Below are 23,540 nucleotides of genomic sequence, written 5' to 3'. Positions count from 1 at the left end.
GTCATTTGCTTCCTTTTATTTTCCGTACACTTCAAAAGCTACCAACACAAACAAATAAAGTGGTGAGCTAATGCCTAAAAGCATTGGTTCACCACTTTTATCTAATAAACTGAATGTTAGATTATTTCATCATTCTACTTTTTAATCTTGAAAATCAACCACTAAATAACGATATGGTTCATTACCTTCTGAATGTGTTGTAATGTTATCGTATTTACTCAATCTTGCATGAATAATTTTTCTTTCAAATGCAGGAAGTGGTTCTAAAAAGACTGATTGTTTTGTTCTTAACACTTTTTTAGCTGTTCTATCCGCAACATCTTTTAATTTTACTTCACGTTTTTCTCTATAATCGCCAATATTCACAACAACCATTGGTGCTTTTTCATTCTTTTTATATACCATTGTTTGTGCCAATATTTGTAAAGCGTTGATAATTTTACCATGTTTTCCAATCAATAAACCTGCTTTTTCTGTTTCAATTTGGAAAACTAATTTTTTAGATACTTCTTTAACAGTAACATCAATCTTTGCTCCGTATGCACGTGCCACATCTACTAAATAGTCACAAACTTTACTATAATCTTCATGTGATTCATCAGATTGATTTGGTTTTACAATAACCATTTCTTCCACAACAAAAGGTGGATCATAGTCAACAACTTCTGAAACAACCTCTTCTACAACAGGCTGAACAACTTCTTTAACTTCTTTTTTACTAATTTCAATAACGGCATCTTTATGACCAAAACCAAAAAGACCTTTTTTACCTTCTTCTTTTACAATAATTGTTGCTTCTTCTCTTTTAATATTTAATTTAATAAGACCTTTTTGAATTGCTTTTTCAACAGTCACATCTGTTATAATCAATGATTCCATTGCTTTCCCTCCAAATGAGTTTTATTTTTTCGTTGCTTTTAACATTGCTTTTTTCAACGCTCTTGCTTTTGCTTTTTCTTCTTTTAATTTTTGTTCACGTTCTCGTCTTAATTTATATGGATTATTCAACAATAATGTTTGTCCAACAGCAAAAATATTTCCGACTACCCAATATAAAGATAATGCTGCATTTAACGAAAAACCAAAGAAGAAAATCATTGCAGGTAACATATATAATTGCATGAATTTCAGTTGTTGTGCATCTTTTGTTTGACCTTGTAATGTTAAATAACCATTTAACCATGTAAAGAATGCAGCCAATGCAGGTAAAATAAAGTAAGGATCTACTTTACCCAATTCAGCCCATAAAAAATGACCTGTTTGTAATTCCTTTGTTGTTAAAATTGCTTGATACAAAGCAATCATAATAGGCATTTGAATTAAAGCTGGTAAACATCCTGCCAATTGATTCACACCATGTTTTTCATTTAATTCTTTCATTGCCTGCTGCAATTCTAATTGTGTTTGTCTATCCCTAGCAGAATATTTTTCTCTTAATTTTTTTATTTCAGGTTGTAATTCTGCTGTTTTTCGAGTTGCTTTATATTGATATTGCATAATCGGCAACAAAATAATACGCGTAATAATTGTAAATAAAATAATACCTAAAGCGTAATTATCACCTGCCAAATGAGATAAATATTTAATAAATTCAGACAAATGGTCAATCGCATGATCCCATAAACCTTTTTGTCCCGTTTGACTATTACCACAACCTGCTAATAAAAAAATGAAAGATGATAATATCAAACCTCTTTGTAACTTTTTACTCTTCACTCTTTTTTTCCTCCACCTTTTCATCTGTTTTAATGAGCTGGCATAATTTAAAAACATGTTTTAAACTCGATTTCATATCTTCCACACTCATCTCAACAACTGGATTTCTCGCAATGATAATTATATCATAATTTTTGTATAATATGTCGTTTATTTCAAAGATTGCACGTCTAATTTTACGTTTAATACGATTTCGTATCACCGCATTTCCAAGTTTTTTACTAACAGACAATCCTACACGAATATGCTCCTGCTCCTCTTTTTTTAACACATAAACGACAAATTGCTTATTCGCCTTTGACTTTCGATTATCAAAAATCATCTTAAAATCTTTATTCGTTTTTACTCTATATGTTTTTTTCATTAACAATTACTCCTATATACACACCACCATTATACTACGCTTTATAAAACAAAAAAAGACCACTTTGTCAGTGATCCTCCTAAGCTGATAATACTTTTCTACCTTTACGGCGTCTGCTAGCTAATACACGACGACCATTTTTTGTACTCATACGTTTACGGAAACCATGTACTTTTTGGCGTTTACGTTTTTTTGGTTGGTAAGTTCTTTTCATAATGTGCACCTCCTAGATAAATATGTCTATCTTTTCAAATGTAAAACATTCAGACAGTCCCTAATAGTATATGAAAATAAGCAAATATTGTCAATCTTTTTTTATGAATTTCATTGAAAATATCCCATCATCATACACACATTATCCACAATAAAAAAGGACTTCTTTCTTTTTATCTACGTTTTAAACAAATTTATCCACAATTACACACACATGTATAATCTTTTCGCAGACCTTGTGTAAAATAATAAAAAACCTTTATATATCCACTTTTTTATGTGGATAACTACTGTGAATATATTTCTTTTATCATAAAGTTATCCACATTTTTTATCCACAAATTTATTTTTTGTGGATAATTTCTATCAATCTTATATCTCTTTCTAAAAACTGTGGATAACTTTTTTTAAATGTGTTAAAATACTCTAATGAACAATATAGAAAGGACACTAAAGATGAATCATTTAGACGATATTTGGCATTATTTACTTGTTGAATTAAAAAAATTATTCACTAAAGGCATGTACGAAATTTATATTGAATCAGCTAAACCAATAAAATTTGAACAAAATTGTTTAACATTATTATTGCCTGAAATGATTCATAAACAAACATGGGAAAATTTAATTTTAAATTCAGCAACTTACATTTTACGTACAAAATTTGAACAGGCAGATATTTCACTTATTTTAGAAGAACAATTACCAAAACAACCTGTATCAAAAATTAAAAATCAACGTCGTATCAACTTAAACCCTAATTATACATTTGATAGTTTTGTTGTTGGTTCTGGTAATACAATGGCTCATGCTGCTGCACTAGTTGTTTCACAAAGTCCCGGAACAGCCTATAATCCTTTATTCATTTATGGTGGATCTGGACTAGGAAAAACACATTTAATGCACGCTATTGGAAATACTATTTTAAGAAATAATCCCTCTGCAAATATCCACTATGTCACAAGTGAAACATTTACAAATGATTTTATCAATTCTATTCAAACAAAATCACAAGAAGAATTTAGAAATCATTACCGAAATGTTGACTTATTGATGGTAGACGATATTCAATTTTTAGCAAACAAAGAAAGTACATTAGAAGAATTTTTCCATACATTTAATGCTTTACACGAATCTGGTAAACAAATCGTTTTAACAAGTGATCGACTTGCCTCTGAAATTCCAGAATTACCCGATCGCCTTGTTTCTCGTTTTGGTTCTGGTTTATCATCTGATATTACACCACCAGATTTAGAAACAAGAACAGCTATTTTAAGAAAAAAAGCCATTAGTAATCATATCAATATTCCAGATGATACACTTAATTATATTGCAGGACAAGTCAACTCAAATGTTCGTGACCTAGAAGCTGCTTTAACACGTGTTAATTTTTATTCTTTAACCAATCATCGTGATATTGATACAAACTTAGCTGCCGAAGCACTAAAAGATATTGTATCTGTAAATGCCAAACGAACAATATCTATTTATGACGTACAAATCGAAGTTGGAAAAATCTTTAGTGTCACCATTGAACAACTAAAAGGTAAAAAACGAAACAAAGACATCGTTATTCCAAGACAAATTGCGATGTATTTATCAAGAGAAATCACAGGAAATTCTCTTCCAAAAATTGGACAAGAATTTGGTGGAAAAGACCACACCACAGTTATGCATGCATGTGATAAAATACAGCAAACCATAGATACGAATAGCGACATGGCTTTAATCAAACAAATTGAACAAATTCGTAAAAAACTTGAAAAATAATTGTGGATAACTCATTCTTTTTTACACAGATTTTTACAAAAGTTTTCCACATGTGAATGATGATAAATAAATACTTTTTTAGCCCTTTACACATTATCCACAACCCCTACTAATACTATTACCTTTATATAAAAATAAAATAATAAAAGGAGTAACCATGAAATTCACTATTAACCGTCACGTATTTTTAAAACATTTATCAGATGTACAACGTGCCATTACATCAAAAACAACAATTCCAGTTTTGACAGGTGTGAAATTAGCACTCACAACAAATGAATTAGTGTTAACAGGAAGTGATGCAAGTATTTCAATAGAAAAAATAATCTCTTCTGATATAAAAGAAAATGAATTAGATATTATCCAAACAGGAAGTATCGTATTACCTGCTCGCTTTTTTGGAGAAATTATTCGTAAATTATCGGGTAAAGATGTTCAAATTACACTACTAGAAAACAATAAAGTTGAAATTGTATCCGATAAATCTGTCTTTACAATCAATGGAATTGATGCAGAATTATATCCAATCATTTCAAATATTGACATAGAAGAAAATCAAACAATTTCTATCGCATCATTTTTATTTAAAAATGTATTATCACAAACTATTTTTGCAGCATCAACAAGCGAAAATCGTCCTATTTTAACAGGTATCCATTTAGTTGTTGAAAATGGACAACTCATTACAACAGCAACAGACAGCCATAGAATGAGTAGACGTATTATTTTATTACCATCTATTTCAAAAGATATTTCTTATCAATGTACGATTCCAGCCAAAAGTTTAGTGGAATTATCACGTATTTTAAGTGATGAAGAAGATGTTAAAATGACAGTATCGGATAATAAAGTCTTATTCACAACAGAAAATTTATATTTTTATAGTCGATTAGTAGAAGGAATTTATCCAGATGTTTCTCGCCTATTAAAAAATCAATACGAAACAACCTTTAAAGTAGAATCGTCTATCTTTTTACAATCTGTTGAAAGAGCATCTATTTTATCCACAGAAGGAAAAAATGATATTGTTACTTTAACGCTAAATAAAAACAGCTTTATTTCTAGTGAATCTGCAGAAATTGGATATGTAGAAGAAGAATTAGATATGTTATCTTTTGAAGGAAAACCAATGAAAATTTCATTTAATCCAAACTATATGAAAGACGCTTTAAAAGCATTCCAAAATCAAAAAATTGAAATTAACTTAATTGAAGAAGGAAAACCTTTCACATTGAAATTAGATGAAGAAAATGACTACTTTGTTCAATTGATTACACCTATAAGAACAAGAAATTAAAAAATGACAAAAATATCCAAAAGAACAAAAAACGGCTTAAAATGTCGTTTTTTTGCTTTTTATAAGGTTTTGTATTATAATTTACCTTGAGGTCTTGTGCAGAAAGTAGGGAAAATAATGAAAAAAACAGTTGATATAACAGAAGATTACATCACACTTGGACAATTATTAAAATATACTGATATGATTAGTAGCGGTGGTATGGCTAAATGGTATCTGGAGAATCATACAGTATATTTAGACGGAGAAGTGGAACAAAGACGTGGTAAAAAAATTTATCACGGTTCTGTTGTAGAATTTGAAGATGGAACATCATTTGTAATTAGACAAATTTAAAATGAAAATTGAAAATTTATCACTCGTTCAATATCGAAACTATACAAAACAAATGATTTCATTTTCCCCTAATGTGAATATCTTTTTAGGTAAAAATGCACAAGGAAAAACAAATTTAATGGAATCTATCCACGTTTTAGCATTAACAAAAAGTCACCGTACATCCCAAGAAAAAGAATTGATCGAATGGGAACATGATTTTACACGTATTGAAGCACTTATCAAAAAAAATGAAGAATCCATTCCTTTAAAATTGATTATTCATAAAAAAGGAAAAAAAGCTGTTGTTGGCAATATTGAAAAGAAAAAATTAAGCCAATATATTGGCATACTCAATGTCGTGCTTTTTTCTCCTGAAGATTTAAACATTATAAAAGGCTCTCCAAGCATTCGTAGACGATTTATTGATGTCGAATTAGGTCAAATGAATGCTCTATATTTGTATCATCTATCTCAATATCAAAAAATATTAAAACAACGCAATTTATATTTAAAAGAAAGACAAATTGACGATACATATTTAGACGTATTAACGGAACAATTATGCTTACAAGCAGCATCTATGCTACATGCACGTATTCAATTCATCAAAAAATTAGAAGTATGGGCAATGAAAATAAATCATCTCATTTCTCAAGAACAAGATTGTTTATCCTTAGTGTATGAATCACAAATTGATTATACAGCAGAAGATGATGAAAATACATTATATGAAAAATATATGACTTTATTCAAAAAAGGAAAAAAAAGAGAAATAGACCAATGTATGACATTATTTGGTCCTCATCGAGATGATTTGGTTTTTATGGTAAATGGCGTCAATGTTCAAGTATATGGCTCACAAGGTCAACAAAGAACAGTAGCATTAAGTATTAAACTAGCAGAAATTGATTTAATGAAAGAAATGACGGGAGATTATCCCATTTTATTATTAGATGATGTTTTATCAGAACTTGATGACGATAGACAAACATTTTTATTAAAATCTATTGAACATAAAGTCCAAACATTTATCACAACAACCAATATAGACGGTATTAAAAAAAATATGATTAGTGAACCTAAAATCTTTGAAATTTCGAAAGGAAGTGTTGTATCACATGACTGAAAATTTAGAACAACTGGCGCAACAATATGATGCAAGTCAAATTCAAGTATTAGAAGGATTAGAAGCAGTTAGAAAACGTCCTGGTATGTATATCGGATCAACGAGTGGTGCAGGCTTACATCATTTAGTATGGGAAATTGTGGATAATTCGATTGATGAAGCATTGGCAGGATTTGCAACACATATTTCTATTACAATCAATAAAAATAATAGTATTACAGTAATAGATGACGGACGTGGAATCCCAGTTGATATTCAAGAAAAAACAGGACGACCAGCCGTTGAAACAGTTTTTACTGTCCTACATGCAGGTGGAAAATTCGGTGGAGGAGGATATAAAGTATCCGGTGGATTGCACGGTGTAGGGGCATCTGTTGTAAATGCCTTATCTGAAAATCTATGTGTTAAAGTCTATAAAGAAGGAAAAATTTATCAACAAGAATATGAACGTGGAAATGTCTTATACGACTTAAAAGTAGTAGGCGATACAACAAAACACGGAACAGAAGTGTATTTTTTACCCGATTCAACAATTTTCCAAGAAACAACGATTTTTGAATACGAAAAACTCATGACACGTGTACGAGAACTTGCATTCTTAAATAAAGGATTGCGCTTGAGTATTGAAGATACTCGTGAAAACCAAGAAAGAAAAGATGAATTTTATTATGAGGGTGGTATTAGTAGCTATGTAGAATACCTCAATCATAATAAAAAAGTATTATTTGATGACCCTATCTACATTGAGGGAGAACAAGACGATATTCAAGTCGAAGTATCCTTACAATACAATGACACCTACTATAGCAACATGTTAAGTTTTACAAATAATATTCATACGCATGAGGGAGGAACACACGAGCAAGGGGTACGAACATCTTTAACACGTGTGATTAACGATTATGCAAAGAAAAATAAAATGATAAAAGAAAACGAAGAAAACTTAACAGGCGAAGATGTCCGTGAGGGATTAACATGTATCGTTTCTATTAAACACCCAAACCCACAATTTGAAGGACAAACAAAAACAAAATTAGGAAATTCTGACGCAAGAAAAATTACAGAACGTCTATTCGGTACCTATTTTGAAAAATTCTTACTTGAAAATCCTCAAGTAGCCAAAAAAATTATTGAAAAAGGTATTCTAGCCTCTAAAGCACGATTGGCAGCAAAACGTGCCAGAGAAGTGACACGTAAAAAATCAGGATTAGAAATTAGTAATTTACCAGGAAAATTAGCCGATTGTTCAAGTAAAGAACCTGAACTTTGCGAATTATTTATCGTTGAGGGAGATTCAGCCGGAGGAACAGCTAAACAAGGTCGTTCCCGTATGTATCAAGCAATCTTACCAATTCGAGGTAAAATTTTAAACGTTGAAAAAGCAACACTGGATAAAATTTTAGCCAATGAAGAAATTCGCTCGCTATTCACAGCAATGGGAACAGGATTTGGCTCAGAATTTGATGTTGAAAAAGCACGTTACCATAAATTAGTCATCATGACCGATGCCGACGTCGACGGTTCTCACATTCGCACATTGCTATTAACACTATTTTATCGTTACATGCGTCCATTGGTAGAAGCAGGCTACATTTACATTGCACAGCCACCATTGTATCAAGTTAAACAAGGTAAAACTGTACAATACCTAGCAAGTGATGAAGAACTAAAAGACTATTTAGAAACATTACCAGCAACACCAAAACCAAATATCCAACGCTATAAAGGTCTTGGAGAAATGGATAAAGAACAACTATGGGAAACAACCATGAACCCTGAAAACAGACGTATGTTGCAAGTAACCGTAGATGACGCAGCAGAAGCTGACAAAGTATTGGATATGCTTATGGGAGATCGTGTTGAACCACGCAGACAATTTATCGAAGAAAATGCTAAATATGTTAAAAACTTGGATATATAAACAGGATGTGAACTCGAGCGTTTAGAAGGAAATCACTGGAGAAAATGAGTGCAATGCATCCAAAGGATGCAAGCACCATTTTCGAAGTGGACGTTCCTTCTGCGAGAGAGAACTCGACTAAAACAGGATGCTAATTCGAACGTCCAGAAAGAGAACACTGGAAAAAATCAACAGGAGGTCATGAAAATGACCGAATTGATTTTTGAAGTGGAGGTCTTTCTGTGAGAATGAGCTCAACTAACAGGATGTGAACTCGAGCGTTCATTCAAGAAAACAATTCCAACATATTAAAAAATATCAATAAAAACGTAACTAAACAAAAAATAGATTATCTAGTCATCAATATTAACTCATATAAAAGATACCACACACAAGGAGGTAAGATATGTCAGAGGAACAAATTATTCGTGATGAAACATTTTCAAAAGCAAATTTAAGTGAAGAAATGAGAACATCATTTTTAGACTATGCCATGAGTGTTATTGTATCACGTGCATTACCCGACGTAAGAGATGGATTAAAACCAGTACACCGCCGTATTTTATACGGTATGCACGAATTAGGTGTTACACCAGATAAAGCTTATAAAAAATCAGCACGTATTGTCGGAGATGTTATGGGGAAATATCACCCACACGGAGATAGTGCTATTTATGAATCCATGGTACGTATGGCACAAGATTTTAGTTATCGCTATATGTTAGTAGACGGACATGGAAACTTTGGTTCAATAGACGGAGATGGTGCAGCTGCAATGCGTTACACAGAAGCTCGTATGTCAAAATTGGCTCTTGAAATGTTAAGAGATATCAATAAAGATACAATAGACTATCACGATAACTATGACGGTTCAGAACGTGAACCAGACGTATTACCAGCTCGTTTTCCTAATCTATTAGTAAATGGTGCAACAGGCATTGCCGTAGGTATGGCAACCAATATTCCGCCACATAACTTAAACGAAGTAATTTCAGCCATACAATTACTCATGGAAAACGAACATGTTACAGTATCTGAACTAATGGAAGTATTACCTGGACCAGATTTTCCAACCGGCGGCATTGTCATGGGAAAATCCGGTATTCGAAAAGCTTATGAAACAGGAAAAGGTAGCATTATTGTTCGAGGACGTGTTGATATTGAACAAATGAAAAATGGTAAAGAACGCATTATTATTAGCGAATTACCATATATGGTCAATAAAGCAAAACTTGTTGAAAAAATAGCAGAATTAGCAAGGGATAAACGCATTGACGGTATTACATACGTTGCAGATGAATCAGGACGAGAGGGTATGCACGTGGTTATTGAAGTTAGACGTGACGTCAGTGCCAGTGTGGTTGTAAACAATCTTTACAAATTAACACCACTCCAATCATCTTTTGGTTTCAATATGCTTGCCATTGAAAAAGGTGTCCCAAAAGTTCTAAGTTTAAAACGCATACTCGAAAATTATGTTGAACACCAAGAAGAAGTGATTAGACGTCGTACAATCTTTGATAAAAAACGTGCAGAAGCTAGAGCACATATTTTAGAGGGATTACAAATTGCCTTAGACCACATTGATGAAATAGTTTCTATTTTACGTTCTTCTAAAACAGGAGATGAAGCCAAAAATATTTTCATGGAAAAATTCGGTCTTTCAGACAAACAATCACAAGCTATTTTAGATATGCGCATGGTTCGACTAACAGGACTAGAACGTGAAAAAATTGACGCAGAATACAAAGAATTGATTGCACTTATTGCCGACTTAACCGATATTTTAGCAAGACGTGAACGTATTTTAGACATTATCAAAACAGAATTAAAAGACATTCAAGAACGCTTTGGAGATCAAAGACGTACAGAATTACTTGTCGGTGAAGTGTTAAGTCTTGAAGACGAAGATTTGATTGATGAAGAAAATATTGTCGTAACATTAACAAATAATGGCTATATTAAACGTCTAGCCAACACAGAATTTAAAACACAAAAACGTGGAGGACGTGGCGTACAAGGCATGACCATGCATGATGGAGATTACATTAGTACACTAGTGTCTTGTTCAACGCACGATACTTTACTATTTTTCAGCAACAAAGGAAAAGTCTACAAGATGAAAGGATATGAAGTCCCAGAATATAGCAGAACAGCAAAAGGCTTACCGATTGTAAACTTGCTGACTATTGAAGCAGACGAAAAAATCCAAACCATTATCAATTTACAAAGTGAATTGGAAAACACGAATTATTTATTCTTTGGAACAAAAAAAGGTGTTGTCAAACGTGTTAAATTATCCGAATTTAGCAATATTAGAACAAGTGGATTAAAAGCAATTAACATGCAAGAAGACGATGAATTGATTGATGTCTTATTAACAAATGGTAAACAAAACATTATTTTAGGCACACACTACGGCTATTCAGTAAGTTTTGATGAAAATGACGTACGTTCTATGGGACGTGCAGCCTCCGGTGTAAGAGGAGCCAAACTAAGAGAAAATGATTATATAGTAGGAATGGATATTCTTGAAAAAGGAGCCAAAGTATTAGTTATTACCGAAAAAGGATATGGCAAACGCACTGATGAAAGTGAATATATCATCAAAAACCGTGGCACAAAAGGCATTAAAACAGCCAATATTACTGAAAAAAATGGTAATTTAGTTGGCTTAACAACAACCAAAGGCGAAGAAGACATTATGGTTATGACCGATAAAGGTGTCATTATCCGCTTTAGTTCAGATGATATTTCTGAAACAGGACGTGCCACACAAGGTGTTCGCCTCATGAAATTAGATGATGACGCTGTCGTATCGTCTATGGTCAAAGTGGAACGAGAAGATAATGATGAACATATAGAAGAAAATACAGTAGAAAATGAAAAAGAATAGAAAAATATTCACAAAAAGCCTTTGAAATACTTACAAAACATGATATAATATAAGAAATAAAAAATAATATATTTGTGTAAAGTTGAGTTTTCTGTTTTTGAAAAAGAATAGAAAAAAGTGTTGACATTATAGATGAATGTACTATAATTATGCTTGTAACTATTTTACACAAAAAAAGGAGATAAAAAATTATGAAGAAAAAATTAGTTTTAGCTTCTGCAGTAGCTTTATTAGCAGTAGCTCCATTAGCAAACACTGTTGTTAACGCTGAAGGAATCACTTATACAGCTGATTTCAGACCAGAGCGTATGACTTTAGCACAAGAAAAAGCATTTGGTGCTTTAAATCACAAAGTTTTAGTAGCACAAGATAACTACAAAGAAGCAACTGAAGTACGTAACAACAAAGAAAAATTCCTTGCTGAAGCTCAAGAAGCAGAAAGAAAAGCTCGTCATTATTTTGCAGCTGGTTTACAAGAAGATTTAGAAAAATTAGCTCAAGAAGAAGCTGCTTTACAAGCCCAAGTTGATCAATACATGGATGAACAAACAGCAGCTGCTGGTTTATCTGCATTACAAACAAAAATTGATGGTTACAACACTGATAGAAAAAAAGCAGTAAATGTATTAAATGCAGCAGAAGCAGCTAAAAAAGCAGCAGAACAAAAAGTTGCTACATTAGTAAATCCAGATGAATTAGAAGTTGCTAAACAAGAAGTTTTAGACGCAGAAGCTGCTAGAGTTTTAGCAGAAAATTCAGTTGCAGCTTTAGATGCTAAAATCTCTGTTGCTACAGAAAGATTAGCTAAATTAACTGAATATGCTTCAGAAGATCACAAAATTAAATTAAGCATTTTGAAAAATGAAGTAGCTAAAGTACAAGCTAAAGCTAAAAAAATGACTGATGATGCAGAAGCTGCATTATTAAAAGCTATTGCTGATTTAGAAGATGCACAAGCTGCTTCAGTTGCAGCTATCGGTAACCAAAAAGCTGCTTATGCAGCATTCGTTGGTGCATTGAAAGAATTAAACCACTGGTTAGTTGAAAACGACTTCGAAACTGTTTCAGAAGCTGTTGTAGAACCAGAAGAATTATCAGCTGCTGAAAAAGATGCTGTAGAAGGTAAAAAACCAGCTCCAGCTGAAAAAGCAGGTGCTCAAGCACAACAAGGTAAAAAAGTATTACCAAAAACAAGCGCAGCTAAATAATTAGTTGTTTATACAAACATTAGACGGAATTTATCTAGCCTAGCTAGGTAAATTCCGCTTTTTAATAAGAAGATAAGGATAGGTAACATGACGGAAAATTTTGAACAGTATGAAGAAAATGCATTAGAAAATCAATCTAATGAAGAAAATACTGAAGAAAAAAATACTAAAAAGATAAATTGGAAAATAGTAGCACCAATTTTAATTCTTATTTTAGCAACATTAGCATTTCTGTTCCCAATGCTAACAAATTCATCTAATCAAAAAGATGCAAAGCAAGAAACGCAGTCTAAAACAACACAAGCATATACTGTTAGTCAAGAAGAAAAAGAGTATCTAAAAAAACGTTTTGATGAATTAACAAAAATCAATCAAGATGCCATCGCCTATGTATATGCACCAGGTACTAAATTAGATGAACCCGTTGTTCAAACATCAGATAATTTCACTTACCTAGATAAAACATTTGAAGGTGAAAATATACCTTACTTAGGTACTGTCTTTATGGATATGGACAACAAAAAAGATTTTAATGACCGCTTAACATGGTTATTCGGACATGCTCGAGGTAGTAAAGTATCAGATAATCGTATGTTTAATGACGTAAATTACTACGATAAGCAAGAATATTTTGATCAACATAAATATGTTGTCATTGAAACACCAACACGTAAATTTTATTACGAAGTAGCATTTATGATTATTGTTCCAGAAGACACAGCATTCTATAAAACAGAATTTAAAGACGATGATGAATTTTTACAACAACTAACAGAAGTAAAATCACAAGCAAAAGTCTTTAACAAAGACATTAAATTAGAAAAAACGGATAAATACTTAGTCTTATCAACATGTCGTGAAGAAGACGAAACCATTCGTTCTAATCTATATGTCAGACAAATTCCTGATAAAGAATTGCCAGATTTCTTAGCAAAAAACAAAGATAAATTAGGCTACGTTAAAACAAGATAAAACAAAATCCACCTAGCAAACTTGATAGGTGGATTTTTACTGTAAACAGCCAATAATATTTGACAAAACAACTATTTATTCAGTATAATATAGAAGTGTGAGTGTCTATAAAAAGACAACTCTCCTTGCTCTTTTAGAGCCAAAGTCCATAAGGAGGTAGGAAAATGAGTCAAGCAACTAATTATGAAATTTTGTACATTATTCGTCCAAATATCGAAGAAGCTGCAAAAGAAGAATTGATTGCACGTTTTGATGGAATTTTGAAAGATAACGGTGCTACTGTTATTGAATCAAAATTATGGGCAAAACGTCGTTTAGCTTACGAAATTAAAGATTTCCGTGAAGGTATCTATCATATCGTTAAATTATCAGCAACAGATGCTGTTGCGATTAATGAGTTTGATCGTTTAGCTAAAATCAATGGTGATATTTTACGCCATATCATCGTAAAAGAAGAAGCTTAAGATATTAGAAAGGAGTTAGCAAAATGAATGTTGTATCATTAGTAGGTAGATTAACAAGAGATGTTGAATTACGCTATACGCCAAGTGGAACAGCGTACGGACGTTTTACACTCGCTGTAAATAGACGTGTACCAAACCAACAAGGTGTTAGAGAAGCTGATTTTATAAACTGTGTTATTTGGAATAAAGCCGCTGAAAATTTAGCGAACTATACGCATAAAGGGTCCCAAATAGGTATTCAAGGACGTATCCAAACAGGCAGTTATGACAATCAGCAAGGACAAAAAGTCTATACAACAGATGTTGTGGTAGAAAATTTTGATTTCTTAGAAACAAAGGCATCTAGTGAACAAAGACCTGCTCAACAAAATAATTTTACAGCTCCTAGTCAAAACGACTTTTCATTGAATAATAGTCAACCAGATTTTGAAACATTTGATATTTCTGATGATGACTTACCATTTTAATGAACGAATTATTTAAGGAGGAATAAAGATGTCTGTACAACAACGTGGAAATCGTGGCGGTATGCGTAGACGTAAAAAAGTTTGTTATTTCTGTGCGAACCATATTGACCACCCAGATTTTAAAGATGTTGAATTATTGAAACGTTTCATTTCAGAAAAAGGTAAAATTTTACCTCGCCGTGTAACAGGTACATGTGCGAAACATCAACGCGCTTTAACAGTAGCAATTAAACGTGCACGTGTGATGGGATTATTACCATTTACAACAGCTGATTAATTTTGATGACTATTTGGTTTTTGCCAGATAGTCTTTTTTATAAAATGTTTCACGTGAAACATTTTATAAAAAAGACTAGTATTTATGATATAATATCTATAAGGAAAGGTGATTATATGAAAGTTATATTTTTAAAAGATGTTAAAGGGTCTGGAAAAAAAGGCGAAGTAAAAGAAGTTGCAGACGGATACGCTAAAAACTTTTTAATTAAAAACGGGCATGCAAAACCTGCAACACATAGTAATCTAAGTGAATTACAAGGTCAAACAAAAGCAAAAGAAAAAGAAGAAGCACATAAATTAGAAGAAGCATTAAAACTAAAAGAATTAATTGAAAAAGAAGAAACAGTTGTTGAAATCTATGCAAAAGCTGGTGAAGATAATAAACTATTTGGTACAATTACCAATAAACAAATTGCAGAAATTTTATCAAAAGAGTTTAATATAGATATTGATAAACGTAAGATTGATATGCCTGCATCTATTAAAGCACTAGGTTATGTTAGAATTCCAGTGAAATTACACAAACAAGTTAATTCTGTCGTGACAGTATTAGTCAAAAAACTAGATTAGTTGCCGTAGGAGAAAAATATGGAAGAACTACATCTCGATAGACAATTACCTCAAAATATTGAGGCTGAACAAGCTGTATTAGGCTCAATATTTTTTGATGAAACAGCTATTATCAATGTAGTGAGTATACTAGACTATACAGATTTTTATAGTATAAAAAACAGATTGATTTTTAGCGTGATGCAAAAATTAAATAATGAAGATAAAAATATAGATTTTGTAACAGTTCAAAATGAACTGGAAAAACAAAATTATTTAGAAAATATAGGTGGTATTGAATATTTAATTCAACTAACACAAACAGTACCTACTGCAGCCAATGTTGAATATTATGCTAACATTGTCTTAGAAAAATCGGTGTTAAGAAAACTTATCCACACAGCGACTGATATTATCAAAATGAGTTATGATGATAAAGATAGTTTGGAAAATGTGATTGACCAATCTGAACGTATGATTTTAAATATTTCAGAAAACAATCAAAACAGGAATGGATTTATTAAAATATCAGATATTCTTGGTGATACAGTCAATCAACTTGAAGTTTTAGCAAAACAAAAAGGGTTTGTAACAGGTATATCAACAGGCTACATTGATTTAGATAAAATGACAACAGGATTACACCCTGAAGAATTAGTTATTTTAGCTGCACGACCAGCCGTAGGTAAAACAGCATTTGTTTTAAATATTGCACAAAATGTTGCAACAAAATCAAATGGAACGGTCGCCATATTCAGTTTAGAAATGGGAGCAGAATCTTTAGTTAATCGTATGTTATGTGCAGAGGGAAATATTGATGCAGGACATATGAGAACAGGTAACTTAACAGATGAAGAGTGGGATAATCTATTTATTGCAATGGGAAGTTTAAGTCGTGCTAATATTTATATTGATGATACACCAGGAATAAAAGTATCTGAAATTCGTGCAAAATGCCGTCGTCTTGTTCAAGAAAAAAAAGAGTTAGATTTAATTGTGATTGATTATTTACAACTTATCGAAGGAACAGGTCGAGAAAACAGACAGCAAGAAGTATCTGAAATTTCACGACAACTCAAAAAAATAGCAAAAGAGTTAAAAGTACCTGTCATTGCACTTTCTCAATTATCCCGTGGTGTAGAACAAAGACAAGACAAACGTCCTGTGCTAAGTGACATAAGAGAATCGGGTTCTATTGAACAAGATGCTGATATTGTTGCCTTTTTATATCGTGATGACTATTATCAACGTGATACAGATAATAGTGAAGAAGAAACAATCGAAAATAATATTGTGGAAGTTATTATTGAAAAAAATAGAAGTGGTGCTAGAGGAACGGTTAAACTCTTATTTAAAAAAGAATTTAATAAATTTTCATCCGTTACATATGTGCAAGAATAAGGAGTACTTCATGTGCTTCTTATTCTTTTTTATGCTAAAAAATAAATATATAATAGGTAGCAATTTTTGTATGATTTTCTTTAAAAAAATGTTGACTTTATCATAAAAAAATGCTATTCTTTAAAAGGTGCTTTTATAACAGATTCCTGAAAAATCAGTCGTGCTGACTGATATGAAAGCCAAGTTTAGTCACATGAAAAGTGTTGATTATTTTTTTGAAGAAAAAATGAAACACCTGGATGTGTGGACTAGAATTTTTGAGAATAACCCATCAGGGAAGGAGGAAAACTAATGCCTACTATTAACCAATTAGTTCGCAAACCACGTAAATCAGCGGTTGAAAAATCAAATTCTCCAGCTTTAAACAAAGGTTATAATAGTTTCAAAAAAACTCAAACAAATACAAGTTCTCCACAAAAACGTGGAGTATGTACTCGTGTTGGGACAATGACACCTAAAAAACCTAACTCAGCGTTACGTAAATACGCTCGTGTGCGTTTGTCTAACTTAATCGAAGTAACTGCATATATCCCAGGTATCGGACACAACTTACAAGAACACAGTGTTGTTTTAATTCGTGGTGGACGTGTTAAAGACTTACCAGGGGTTCGTTACCATATCATTCGTGGTGCTTTGGATACAGCCGGTGTAAACAACCGTATGCAAGGTCGTTCAAAATATGGTACAAAAAGACCAAAAGCTAAAAAATAATAAAACTTGTTTATAAGAGAATTTGAAAGGAGGAAATTAAATGCCTCGTAAAGGTCCAGTTGCAAAACGTGATGTATTACCAGATCCGTTATACAATTCAAAATTAGTAACTCGTTTGATTAACCGTTTAATGGTTGATGGAAAACGTGGTAAAGCAGCAACTATTTTATATAAAGCATTTGATATCGTTAAAGAACAAACTGGAAATGATCCAATGGAAGTTTTCGAACAAGCAATGGAAAACATTATGCCAGTTCTTGAAGTTAAAGCTCGTCGTGTAGGTGGTTCTAACTACCAAGTACCAGTCGAAGTTCGTGCTGAACGTCGTACAACATTAGGATTACGTTGGTTAGTAAACTACGCACGTTTACGTGGAGAAAATACAATGGAATTACGCTTAGCTCGTGAAATCATGGATGCAGCGAATAATTCTGGTGCTTCTGTTAAAAAACGTGAAGATACACATAAAATGGCTGAAGCAAACAAAGCATTTGCTCACTATCGTTGGTAAGATAGAAAAACTAGTCCGTGTTATATTGACATATAGATTTGCCGAAGTTATATAGCTTCGGTATTTCACTAGTTTGTATTTAAAGTTAGTAAAAAGAAAGGTGAGAAAAAACCAATGGCAAAAAGAGAGTTTTCATTAGAAAACACACGTAATATTGGTATCATGGCTCATATTGATGCTGGTAAAACAACAACAACTGAGCGTGTCCTATACTACACAGGCCGTATCCATAAAATTGGTGAAACACACGAAGGTGCTTCACAAATGGACTGGATGGAACAAGAACAAGAACGTGGAATTACAATCACTTCTGCTGCAACAACAGCACAATGGAATAATACACGTATCAACATCATTGACACACCAGGACACGTGGACTTCACTGTTGAGGTTGAACGTTCACTACGTGTTTTAGACGGTGCGGTTGCTTTGCTTGATGCTCAATCAGGTGTTGAGCCTCAAACAGAAACAGTATGGCGTCAAGCAACTACATACGGTGTTCCTCGTATCGTATTTGTAAACAAAATGGATAAAACTGGTGCAAACTTCTTGTACTCAGTTGATACATTACACAATCGTTTACAAGCAAATGCTCATCCAATCCAATTACCAATCGGTGCGGAAGATACATTTACTGGTATCATTGACTTAGTAACAATGAAAGCTGAAATCTACACAAATGATTTAGGTACAGAAATTCAAGAAACAGAAATTCCTGCTGATTATCAAGAATTAGCTGAAGAATGGCGTACTAAATTGATTGAAGCAGTTGCTGAAACTGATGAAACATTGATGGAAAAATACTTAGAAGGTGAAGAAATCACTGTAGAAGAATTAAAAGCTGGTATCCGTAGAGCAACAGTTAATGTTGAATTTTATCCAGTATTATGTGGATCTGCGTTCAAAAACAAAGGTGTACAAATGATGCTAGATGCTGTTGTAGAATACTTACCATCTCCATTAGATGTCCCTGCAATCAAAGGTATTGACCCAAATACAGACGAAGAAACAGAACGTCCTGCAAGTGACGAAGCACCATTTGCTGCTTTGGCATTTAAAGTAATGACTGACCCATTCGTAGGTCGTTTGACATTCTTCCGTGTATATTCTGGTACATTACAATCAGGTTCTTATGTACAAAATGCTACAAAAGGTAAACGTGAACGTGTAGGACGTATCTTACAAATGCACGCTAACTCACGTCAAGAAATTCCAGAAGTATTCTCAGGTGATATTGCCGCTGCGGTTGGTTTAAAAGACACAACAACTGGAGATACTTTATGTGATGAGAAAAATGAAGTTATCTTAGAATCTATGGAATTCCCAGAGCCAGTTATTGAAGTTGCGATTGAACCAAAATCAAAAGGCGACCAAGATAAAATGGGTATTGCGTTACAAAAATTATCTGAAGAAGACCCAACATTCCGTGCTTCAACAAACCCAGAAACTGGTGAAACAATTATCGCTGGTATGGGTGAGTTACACTTAGACATTATCGTTGACCGTATGCGTCGTGAGTTTAAAGTAGAGGCAACTGTTGGTGCTCCGCAAGTTTCATACCGTGAAACATTCCGTGCTTCAACTCAAGCTGAAGGTAAATTTGTTCGTCAATCAGGTGGTAAAGGTCAATACGGTCACGTATGGATTGAATTTACACCAAATGAAGAAGGAGCAGGTTTCGAATTTGAAAATGCTATCGTCGGTGGGGTTGTTCCTCGTGAATATGTTCCTGCTGTTGAGGCTGGTTTGAAAGATGCTATGGAAAATGGTGTATTAGCTGGTTATCCATTAGTAGACATTAAAGCTAAATTATATGATGGTTCATACCATGATGTTGACTCATCTGAAACAGCGTTTAAAGTTGCAGCTTCTCTTGCATTACGTGCAGCAGCTAAAAAAGCTCAACCTACAATTTTAGAGCCAATGATGGCAGTAGAAATTACAGTTCCAGAAGAATACTTCGGAGATGTAATGGGTCACGTTAACTCACGTCGTGGACGTGTTGAAGGATCTGAAATTCGTGGTAATGCACAAGTTGTTAAAGGTATGATTCCTTTATCAGAAATGTTCGGATACGCAACAACATTACGTTCTGCAACACAAGGTCGTGGTACATTCTCAATGACATTCGATCACTATGAAGATGTTCCTAAATCTATTGCAGAAGAAATCATCAAGAAAAATGGTGGAAATAAAGAAGACTAGTATTTTGTTTTGAAAATCTTCTTGTGTAATAGTTGATTTTCTTGATAAAAATAGTTATAATTTGATAGGGTATGTAGAGATTTTTCTCTAATATAACTAAAACAAATGTATTTTAGGAGGAATTAAATTAAAATGGCAAAAGAAAAATTTGACCGTTCAAAACCACACGTAAATATTGGTACAATTGGACACGTTGACCATGGTAAAACAACTTTAACAGCAGCTATTACAACTGTATTAGCTAAGAAAGGTTACGCAGAAGCTTCTGACTACGCTTCAATCGATAAAGCTCCAGAAGAACGCGAACGTGGTATCACAATCAACACAGCTCACGTTGAATACCAAACAGACAGCCGTCACTATGCACACGTTGACTGCCCAGGACACGCTGACTACGTTAAAAACATGATCACTGGTGCTGCTCAAATGGACGGAGCTATCTTAGTAGTATCTGCTGCTGATGGTCCAATGCCACAAACTCGTGAGCACATCTTATTATCTCGTCAAGTAGGTGTTCCATACATCGTTGTTTTCTTAAACAAAATGGACATGGTTGACGACCCAGAATTAATTGAATTGGTAGAAATGGAAGTTCGTGACTTATTATCAGAATACGACTTCCCAGGTGACGATACTCCTATCGTTGCTGGTTCAGCTTTACGTGCTTTAGAAGGCGATGCTGAATACGAACAAAAAATCTATGACTTAATGGATGCTGTTGATGCTTACATCCCAACTCCAGAACGTGATACAGACAAACCATTCATGATGCCAGTTGAGGACGTATTCTCAATCACTGGTCGTGGTACTGTTGCAACAGGTCGTGTTGAACGTGGACAAGTTCGCGTTGGTGACGAAGTTGAAATCGTAGGTATTGCAGAAGAAACTTCTAAAACAACTGTTACAGGTGTTGAAATGTTCCGTAAATTGTTAGACTACGCAGAAGCTGGAGATAACATTGGTACATTATTACGTGGTGTTACACGTGACAACATTGAACGTGGACAAGTTTTATCTAAACCAGGTTCAATCACACCTCATACAAAATTCACTGCTGAGGTTTACGTTTTAACTAAAGAAGAAGGTGGACGTCATACTCCATTCTTCTCAAACTACCGTCCTCAATTCTACTTCCGTACAACAGACGTTACAGGTGTTGTTGAATTACCTGCAGGTACTGAAATGGTAATGCCTGGTGATAACGTAACTGTTACAGTTGAATTGATTCACCCAATTGCGATTGAAGAAGGTACAAAATTCTCAATCCGTGAAGGTGGACGTACAGTTGGTGCTGGTGTAGTTTCATCTATCCAAGCTTAATAATCAACTCCAAAGAGCATTGCTTTCGCAATGCTCTTTTTATTGTGGAGTTTAGCTATCTCTTGAACAATGGAGTGAAATAAACCGTAATGCTCCACACACCATCTGTGTGGAGCATGCGAATTATGTAGTACTATAATAAATTGTGTAAACAGAATATATAGTATAACTGAAATAAGAATTTCTTAAATAGTAAAAGTTAAAAAATCAATGTTTATAGCAAATAGATTTTCTGATTTTATATATACTCAAATCTGTTAATACACTAGAAAACACTAGATAAACAAATTAAATATCCACAAGTATTGATTTGATACTTTTTTTATTGTTAATAACTTTGTAAAATGTTTTGAATAGGCTGCGGTAAAAACCTAATAGGTATCTCATTACTTTTATAAAAATCTTTTTTGAAAATTCGACAAAATCAAGTACCCCTATACATAGTGATATCTTAAAATAACAAATAGAAAGATAAATAAAACAATATATAAATATACTATATATCAGTATGTTGATTATTTATTAAAAAAATATTAAATATTAAAAATACTTTTAAATATAGATGCTGCAAATACAAATCAATTCGATTTAAGGAACTTGTATTATAGAATATTAACCAAAATAAGAAAATTTTATCCACTATTTCTATTTTTGTATGTAATTTCTAAAAAATTGGGTAAAAATATATACAAATTATTTGAAAGATTATACTTTTATAATTAGGGGTGGATTTTATGAAACAATTACTTGAAAAATTGTTAATGATATTAGAAAAATTAGAGGGCAGTGAACAGACATTAGAGTTTCCTAGAAATTATATTTTAGATGATTTAGAAAATCATAATAGAGAACATAGAATTATTGATCAAACGACTATTCAACATCTATTTTTTCAAGCAAAAAAAGTAAAATCAATGGATGTGGATGACGATGTTTACGCAATTATTCATTTGGGAGATGAATATGCACCATATAAATCAATGCTACTTTCATTTAGTACAATTCCATTGATTAGCAAAGAATCGACTAATGGTATTATGAGTAGACTGTTTATTAAATTAGGGATAGGGTATCATCAGTATTGTGATATTATTAAAATGATGTTTAATACGCCTTTGTATAGATTACCTTATATTTATGGTGGAAAAATGTATTTACCTGCATCTGGGCCAACGAAACAATCATGTACGTGGTATGCTTTGCACCATATTCTAAAATATACAAAAGACTCTGAATACGGAGATGTTTTACTGACTTTTAAACAGCATATTCATATTAAGGCAGAATTAACAAAAGATTCATTTCAAAAACAGCTAGAACGAGCTAATATTTTATACCAACTACAACAAGAAGGGCTAAAATATCTCATGATAGATGTATATGGATATGATTCAAATATAGAAACGTTCTTGAATTTTTCCGCTTCTGAAAATGTTGTAACAAAATATCAAAAAGAAAATAGAATGAACATAGCAAAAGACAATCCGTATCTTTTATTGTTGTTATTGTCTAAAATTATTGGGAATAGTGATGTAACTGAAAGAATGATAAAAGAAATATGCCAAATAAAGCCGAATAAAGATCAAATATAACGATTTAAAAAATATAATTTATGTATATTTAACTTTTCGCAATTATAAAAGTTCGGTTTTGTAACTTCTTTTATAAAAGCGAAATAAAAATAAAATAGTATCAATGAAATAGCGACTCGCCAAAAACGTTGATATGACGGGGGAAATAAAAAAGTTTGAAAAAAAAGAAAAAAAGTTTGAAAAAGGTGTTGACAAAAAAAAGGTGTGTTGGTATGATGTATAAGTCGTCGCAAGGGACGACAAAACGACTGAAAACAGTCG

The 23,540-nt window shown here is 32.7% G+C and carries 22 protein-coding genes; 18 read left to right on the top strand and 4 right to left on the bottom strand.

The genetic code is table 11. From position 1 onward, the window contains the following. Positions 1-141: 141 nt before the first annotated feature. From jag to rpmH, 4 genes are all read right to left on the bottom strand, one after another. Positions 142-879 (bottom strand): RNA-binding cell elongation regulator Jag/EloR, encoded by a 738-nt coding sequence (jag, locus tag GMA11_RS03680; protein ID WP_163545868.1) that lies wholly within the window; start codon positions 877-879, stop codon positions 142-144. A gap of 21 nt (positions 880-900) precedes the next feature. Then, positions 901-1,716: a membrane protein insertase YidC gene (gene yidC, locus GMA11_RS03675; RefSeq protein ID WP_345940877.1), complete on the bottom strand. Its 816-nt coding sequence runs from the start codon at positions 1,714-1,716 to the stop codon at positions 901-903. Continuing rightward, positions 1,706-2,080, bottom strand: a complete 375-nt coding sequence (rnpA, locus tag GMA11_RS03670; RefSeq protein ID WP_163545867.1) for a ribonuclease P protein component — start codon at positions 2,078-2,080, stop codon at positions 1,706-1,708. Before rnpA ends, yidC begins: the two co-directional genes overlap by 11 nt. 79 nt (positions 2,081-2,159) lie before the next feature. Next, complete coding sequence (gene rpmH, locus GMA11_RS03665) at positions 2,160-2,294, bottom strand: 50S ribosomal protein L34 (RefSeq protein WP_163545866.1); 135 nt, start codon at positions 2,292-2,294, stop codon at positions 2,160-2,162. 455 nt (positions 2,295-2,749) lie between these two features. On the opposite strand from rpmH, the gene dnaA reads away from it, so the two are divergent. From dnaA to GMA11_RS03575, 18 genes are all read left to right on the top strand, one after another. After that, positions 2,750-4,063, top strand: a complete 1,314-nt coding sequence (gene dnaA / locus GMA11_RS03660; protein ID WP_163545865.1) for a chromosomal replication initiator protein DnaA — start codon at positions 2,750-2,752, stop codon at positions 4,061-4,063. Positions 4,064-4,220: 157 nt separating this feature from the next. After that, positions 4,221-5,360 (top strand): DNA polymerase III subunit beta, encoded by a 1,140-nt coding sequence (gene dnaN / locus GMA11_RS03655; protein WP_163545864.1) that lies wholly within the window; start codon positions 4,221-4,223, stop codon positions 5,358-5,360. Positions 5,361-5,477: 117 nt separating this feature from the next. Then, positions 5,478-5,696 carry a S4 domain-containing protein YaaA gene (yaaA, locus tag GMA11_RS03650; RefSeq protein WP_163545863.1) on the top strand — a complete coding sequence of 73 codons (219 nt, stop codon included), beginning with the start codon at positions 5,478-5,480 and terminating at the stop codon, positions 5,694-5,696. A 1-nt stretch (position 5,697) separates the two neighbouring features. Next, positions 5,698-6,804 carry a DNA replication/repair protein RecF gene (gene recF / locus GMA11_RS03645; RefSeq protein WP_163545862.1) on the top strand — a complete coding sequence of 369 codons (1,107 nt, stop codon included), beginning with the start codon at positions 5,698-5,700 and terminating at the stop codon, positions 6,802-6,804. Then, positions 6,797-8,725, top strand: a complete 1,929-nt coding sequence (gene gyrB / locus GMA11_RS03640; RefSeq protein WP_163545861.1) for a DNA topoisomerase (ATP-hydrolyzing) subunit B — start codon at positions 6,797-6,799, stop codon at positions 8,723-8,725. Before recF ends, gyrB begins: the two co-directional genes overlap by 8 nt. Positions 8,726-9,110: 385 nt before the next feature. Next, positions 9,111-11,600 carry a DNA gyrase subunit A gene (gene gyrA, locus GMA11_RS03635; RefSeq protein ID WP_163545860.1) on the top strand — a complete coding sequence of 830 codons (2,490 nt, stop codon included), beginning with the start codon at positions 9,111-9,113 and terminating at the stop codon, positions 11,598-11,600. 191 nt (positions 11,601-11,791) lie between these two features. Further along, the gene (locus tag GMA11_RS03630) at positions 11,792-12,808 is read left to right on the top strand and encodes a hypothetical protein (RefSeq protein ID WP_163545859.1); all 1,017 of its coding nucleotides are present in this window, start codon (positions 11,792-11,794) and stop codon (positions 12,806-12,808) included. Between the two features lie 87 nt (positions 12,809-12,895). After that, the gene (gene srtB / locus GMA11_RS03625) at positions 12,896-13,780 is read left to right on the top strand and encodes a class B sortase, LPKTxAVK-specific (RefSeq protein ID WP_163545858.1); all 885 of its coding nucleotides are present in this window, start codon (positions 12,896-12,898) and stop codon (positions 13,778-13,780) included. A 164-nt stretch (positions 13,781-13,944) separates the two neighbouring features. Next, a complete protein-coding gene (gene rpsF, locus GMA11_RS03620) occupies positions 13,945-14,244 on the top strand; it encodes a 30S ribosomal protein S6 (protein ID WP_163545857.1) in 300 nt (99 codons plus the stop codon). Positions 14,245-14,267: 23 nt separating this feature from the next. Beyond that, complete coding sequence (gene ssb, locus GMA11_RS03615; protein WP_163545856.1) at positions 14,268-14,711, top strand: single-stranded DNA-binding protein; 444 nt, start codon at positions 14,268-14,270, stop codon at positions 14,709-14,711. Between the two features lie 28 nt (positions 14,712-14,739). Continuing rightward, positions 14,740-14,988, top strand: a complete 249-nt coding sequence (gene rpsR, locus GMA11_RS03610) for a 30S ribosomal protein S18 (protein WP_163545855.1) — start codon at positions 14,740-14,742, stop codon at positions 14,986-14,988. A 116-nt stretch (positions 14,989-15,104) separates the two neighbouring features. After that, entirely contained in the window at positions 15,105-15,560 is a 456-nt protein-coding gene (gene rplI, locus GMA11_RS03605; protein ID WP_163545854.1) for a 50S ribosomal protein L9, read from the top strand. An 18-nt stretch (positions 15,561-15,578) separates the two neighbouring features. Beyond that, a complete protein-coding gene (gene dnaB / locus GMA11_RS03600; RefSeq protein WP_163545853.1) occupies positions 15,579-16,940 on the top strand; it encodes a replicative DNA helicase in 1,362 nt (453 codons plus the stop codon). A 291-nt stretch (positions 16,941-17,231) separates the two neighbouring features. After that, the gene (rpsL, locus tag GMA11_RS03595) at positions 17,232-17,651 is read left to right on the top strand and encodes a 30S ribosomal protein S12 (protein ID WP_163545852.1); all 420 of its coding nucleotides are present in this window, start codon (positions 17,232-17,234) and stop codon (positions 17,649-17,651) included. 40 nt (positions 17,652-17,691) lie between these two features. Next, a complete protein-coding gene (rpsG, locus tag GMA11_RS03590; RefSeq protein WP_163545851.1) occupies positions 17,692-18,162 on the top strand; it encodes a 30S ribosomal protein S7 in 471 nt (156 codons plus the stop codon). Positions 18,163-18,276: 114 nt separating this feature from the next. Then, a complete protein-coding gene (gene fusA, locus GMA11_RS03585) occupies positions 18,277-20,367 on the top strand; it encodes an elongation factor G (protein WP_163545850.1) in 2,091 nt (696 codons plus the stop codon). 132 nt (positions 20,368-20,499) lie between these two features. Continuing rightward, a complete protein-coding gene (gene tuf, locus GMA11_RS03580; protein ID WP_163545849.1) occupies positions 20,500-21,687 on the top strand; it encodes an elongation factor Tu in 1,188 nt (395 codons plus the stop codon). Between the two features lie 734 nt (positions 21,688-22,421). Next, a complete protein-coding gene (locus GMA11_RS03575; protein WP_163545848.1) occupies positions 22,422-23,279 on the top strand; it encodes a competence protein ComK in 858 nt (285 codons plus the stop codon). Positions 23,280-23,540 lie beyond the last annotated feature (261 nt).

The sequence above is a fragment of the Granulicatella sp. zg-ZJ genome (assembly GCF_010892355.1).
Taxonomy (GTDB): domain Bacteria; phylum Bacillota; class Bacilli; order Lactobacillales; family Aerococcaceae; genus WM01.
Note: the sequence above shows the minus strand (reverse complement) of the source record. Positions and strands in the feature narration are given on the sequence as shown.

What these genes read in the sequence shown, in the direction of transcription:
- jag (WP_163545868.1), bottom strand. Translation starts at nt 879, where the DNA reads ATGGAATCATTGATTATAACAGATGTGACTGTTGAAAAAGCAATTCAA.
- rnpA (WP_163545867.1), bottom strand. Translation starts at nt 2,080, where the DNA reads ATGAAAAAAACATATAGAGTAAAAACGAATAAAGATTTTAAGATGATT.
- rpmH (WP_163545866.1), bottom strand. Translation starts at nt 2,294, where the DNA reads ATGAAAAGAACTTACCAACCAAAAAAACGTAAACGCCAAAAAGTACAT.
- dnaA (WP_163545865.1), top strand. Translation starts at nt 2,750, where the DNA reads ATGAATCATTTAGACGATATTTGGCATTATTTACTTGTTGAATTAAAA.
- dnaN (WP_163545864.1), top strand. Translation starts at nt 4,221, where the DNA reads ATGAAATTCACTATTAACCGTCACGTATTTTTAAAACATTTATCAGAT.
- yaaA (WP_163545863.1), top strand. Translation starts at nt 5,478, where the DNA reads ATGAAAAAAACAGTTGATATAACAGAAGATTACATCACACTTGGACAA.
- recF (WP_163545862.1), top strand. Translation starts at nt 5,698, where the DNA reads ATGAAAATTGAAAATTTATCACTCGTTCAATATCGAAACTATACAAAA.
- gyrB (WP_163545861.1), top strand. Translation starts at nt 6,797, where the DNA reads ATGACTGAAAATTTAGAACAACTGGCGCAACAATATGATGCAAGTCAA.
- gyrA (WP_163545860.1), top strand. Translation starts at nt 9,111, where the DNA reads ATGTCAGAGGAACAAATTATTCGTGATGAAACATTTTCAAAAGCAAAT.
- GMA11_RS03630 (WP_163545859.1), top strand. Translation starts at nt 11,792, where the DNA reads ATGAAGAAAAAATTAGTTTTAGCTTCTGCAGTAGCTTTATTAGCAGTA.
- srtB (WP_163545858.1), top strand. Translation starts at nt 12,896, where the DNA reads ATGACGGAAAATTTTGAACAGTATGAAGAAAATGCATTAGAAAATCAA.
- rpsF (WP_163545857.1), top strand. Translation starts at nt 13,945, where the DNA reads ATGAGTCAAGCAACTAATTATGAAATTTTGTACATTATTCGTCCAAAT.
- ssb (WP_163545856.1), top strand. Translation starts at nt 14,268, where the DNA reads ATGAATGTTGTATCATTAGTAGGTAGATTAACAAGAGATGTTGAATTA.
- rpsR (WP_163545855.1), top strand. Translation starts at nt 14,740, where the DNA reads ATGTCTGTACAACAACGTGGAAATCGTGGCGGTATGCGTAGACGTAAA.
- rplI (WP_163545854.1), top strand. Translation starts at nt 15,105, where the DNA reads ATGAAAGTTATATTTTTAAAAGATGTTAAAGGGTCTGGAAAAAAAGGC.
- dnaB (WP_163545853.1), top strand. Translation starts at nt 15,579, where the DNA reads ATGGAAGAACTACATCTCGATAGACAATTACCTCAAAATATTGAGGCT.
- rpsL (WP_163545852.1), top strand. Translation starts at nt 17,232, where the DNA reads ATGCCTACTATTAACCAATTAGTTCGCAAACCACGTAAATCAGCGGTT.
- rpsG (WP_163545851.1), top strand. Translation starts at nt 17,692, where the DNA reads ATGCCTCGTAAAGGTCCAGTTGCAAAACGTGATGTATTACCAGATCCG.
- fusA (WP_163545850.1), top strand. Translation starts at nt 18,277, where the DNA reads ATGGCAAAAAGAGAGTTTTCATTAGAAAACACACGTAATATTGGTATC.
- tuf (WP_163545849.1), top strand. Translation starts at nt 20,500, where the DNA reads ATGGCAAAAGAAAAATTTGACCGTTCAAAACCACACGTAAATATTGGT.
- GMA11_RS03575 (WP_163545848.1), top strand. Translation starts at nt 22,422, where the DNA reads ATGAAACAATTACTTGAAAAATTGTTAATGATATTAGAAAAATTAGAG.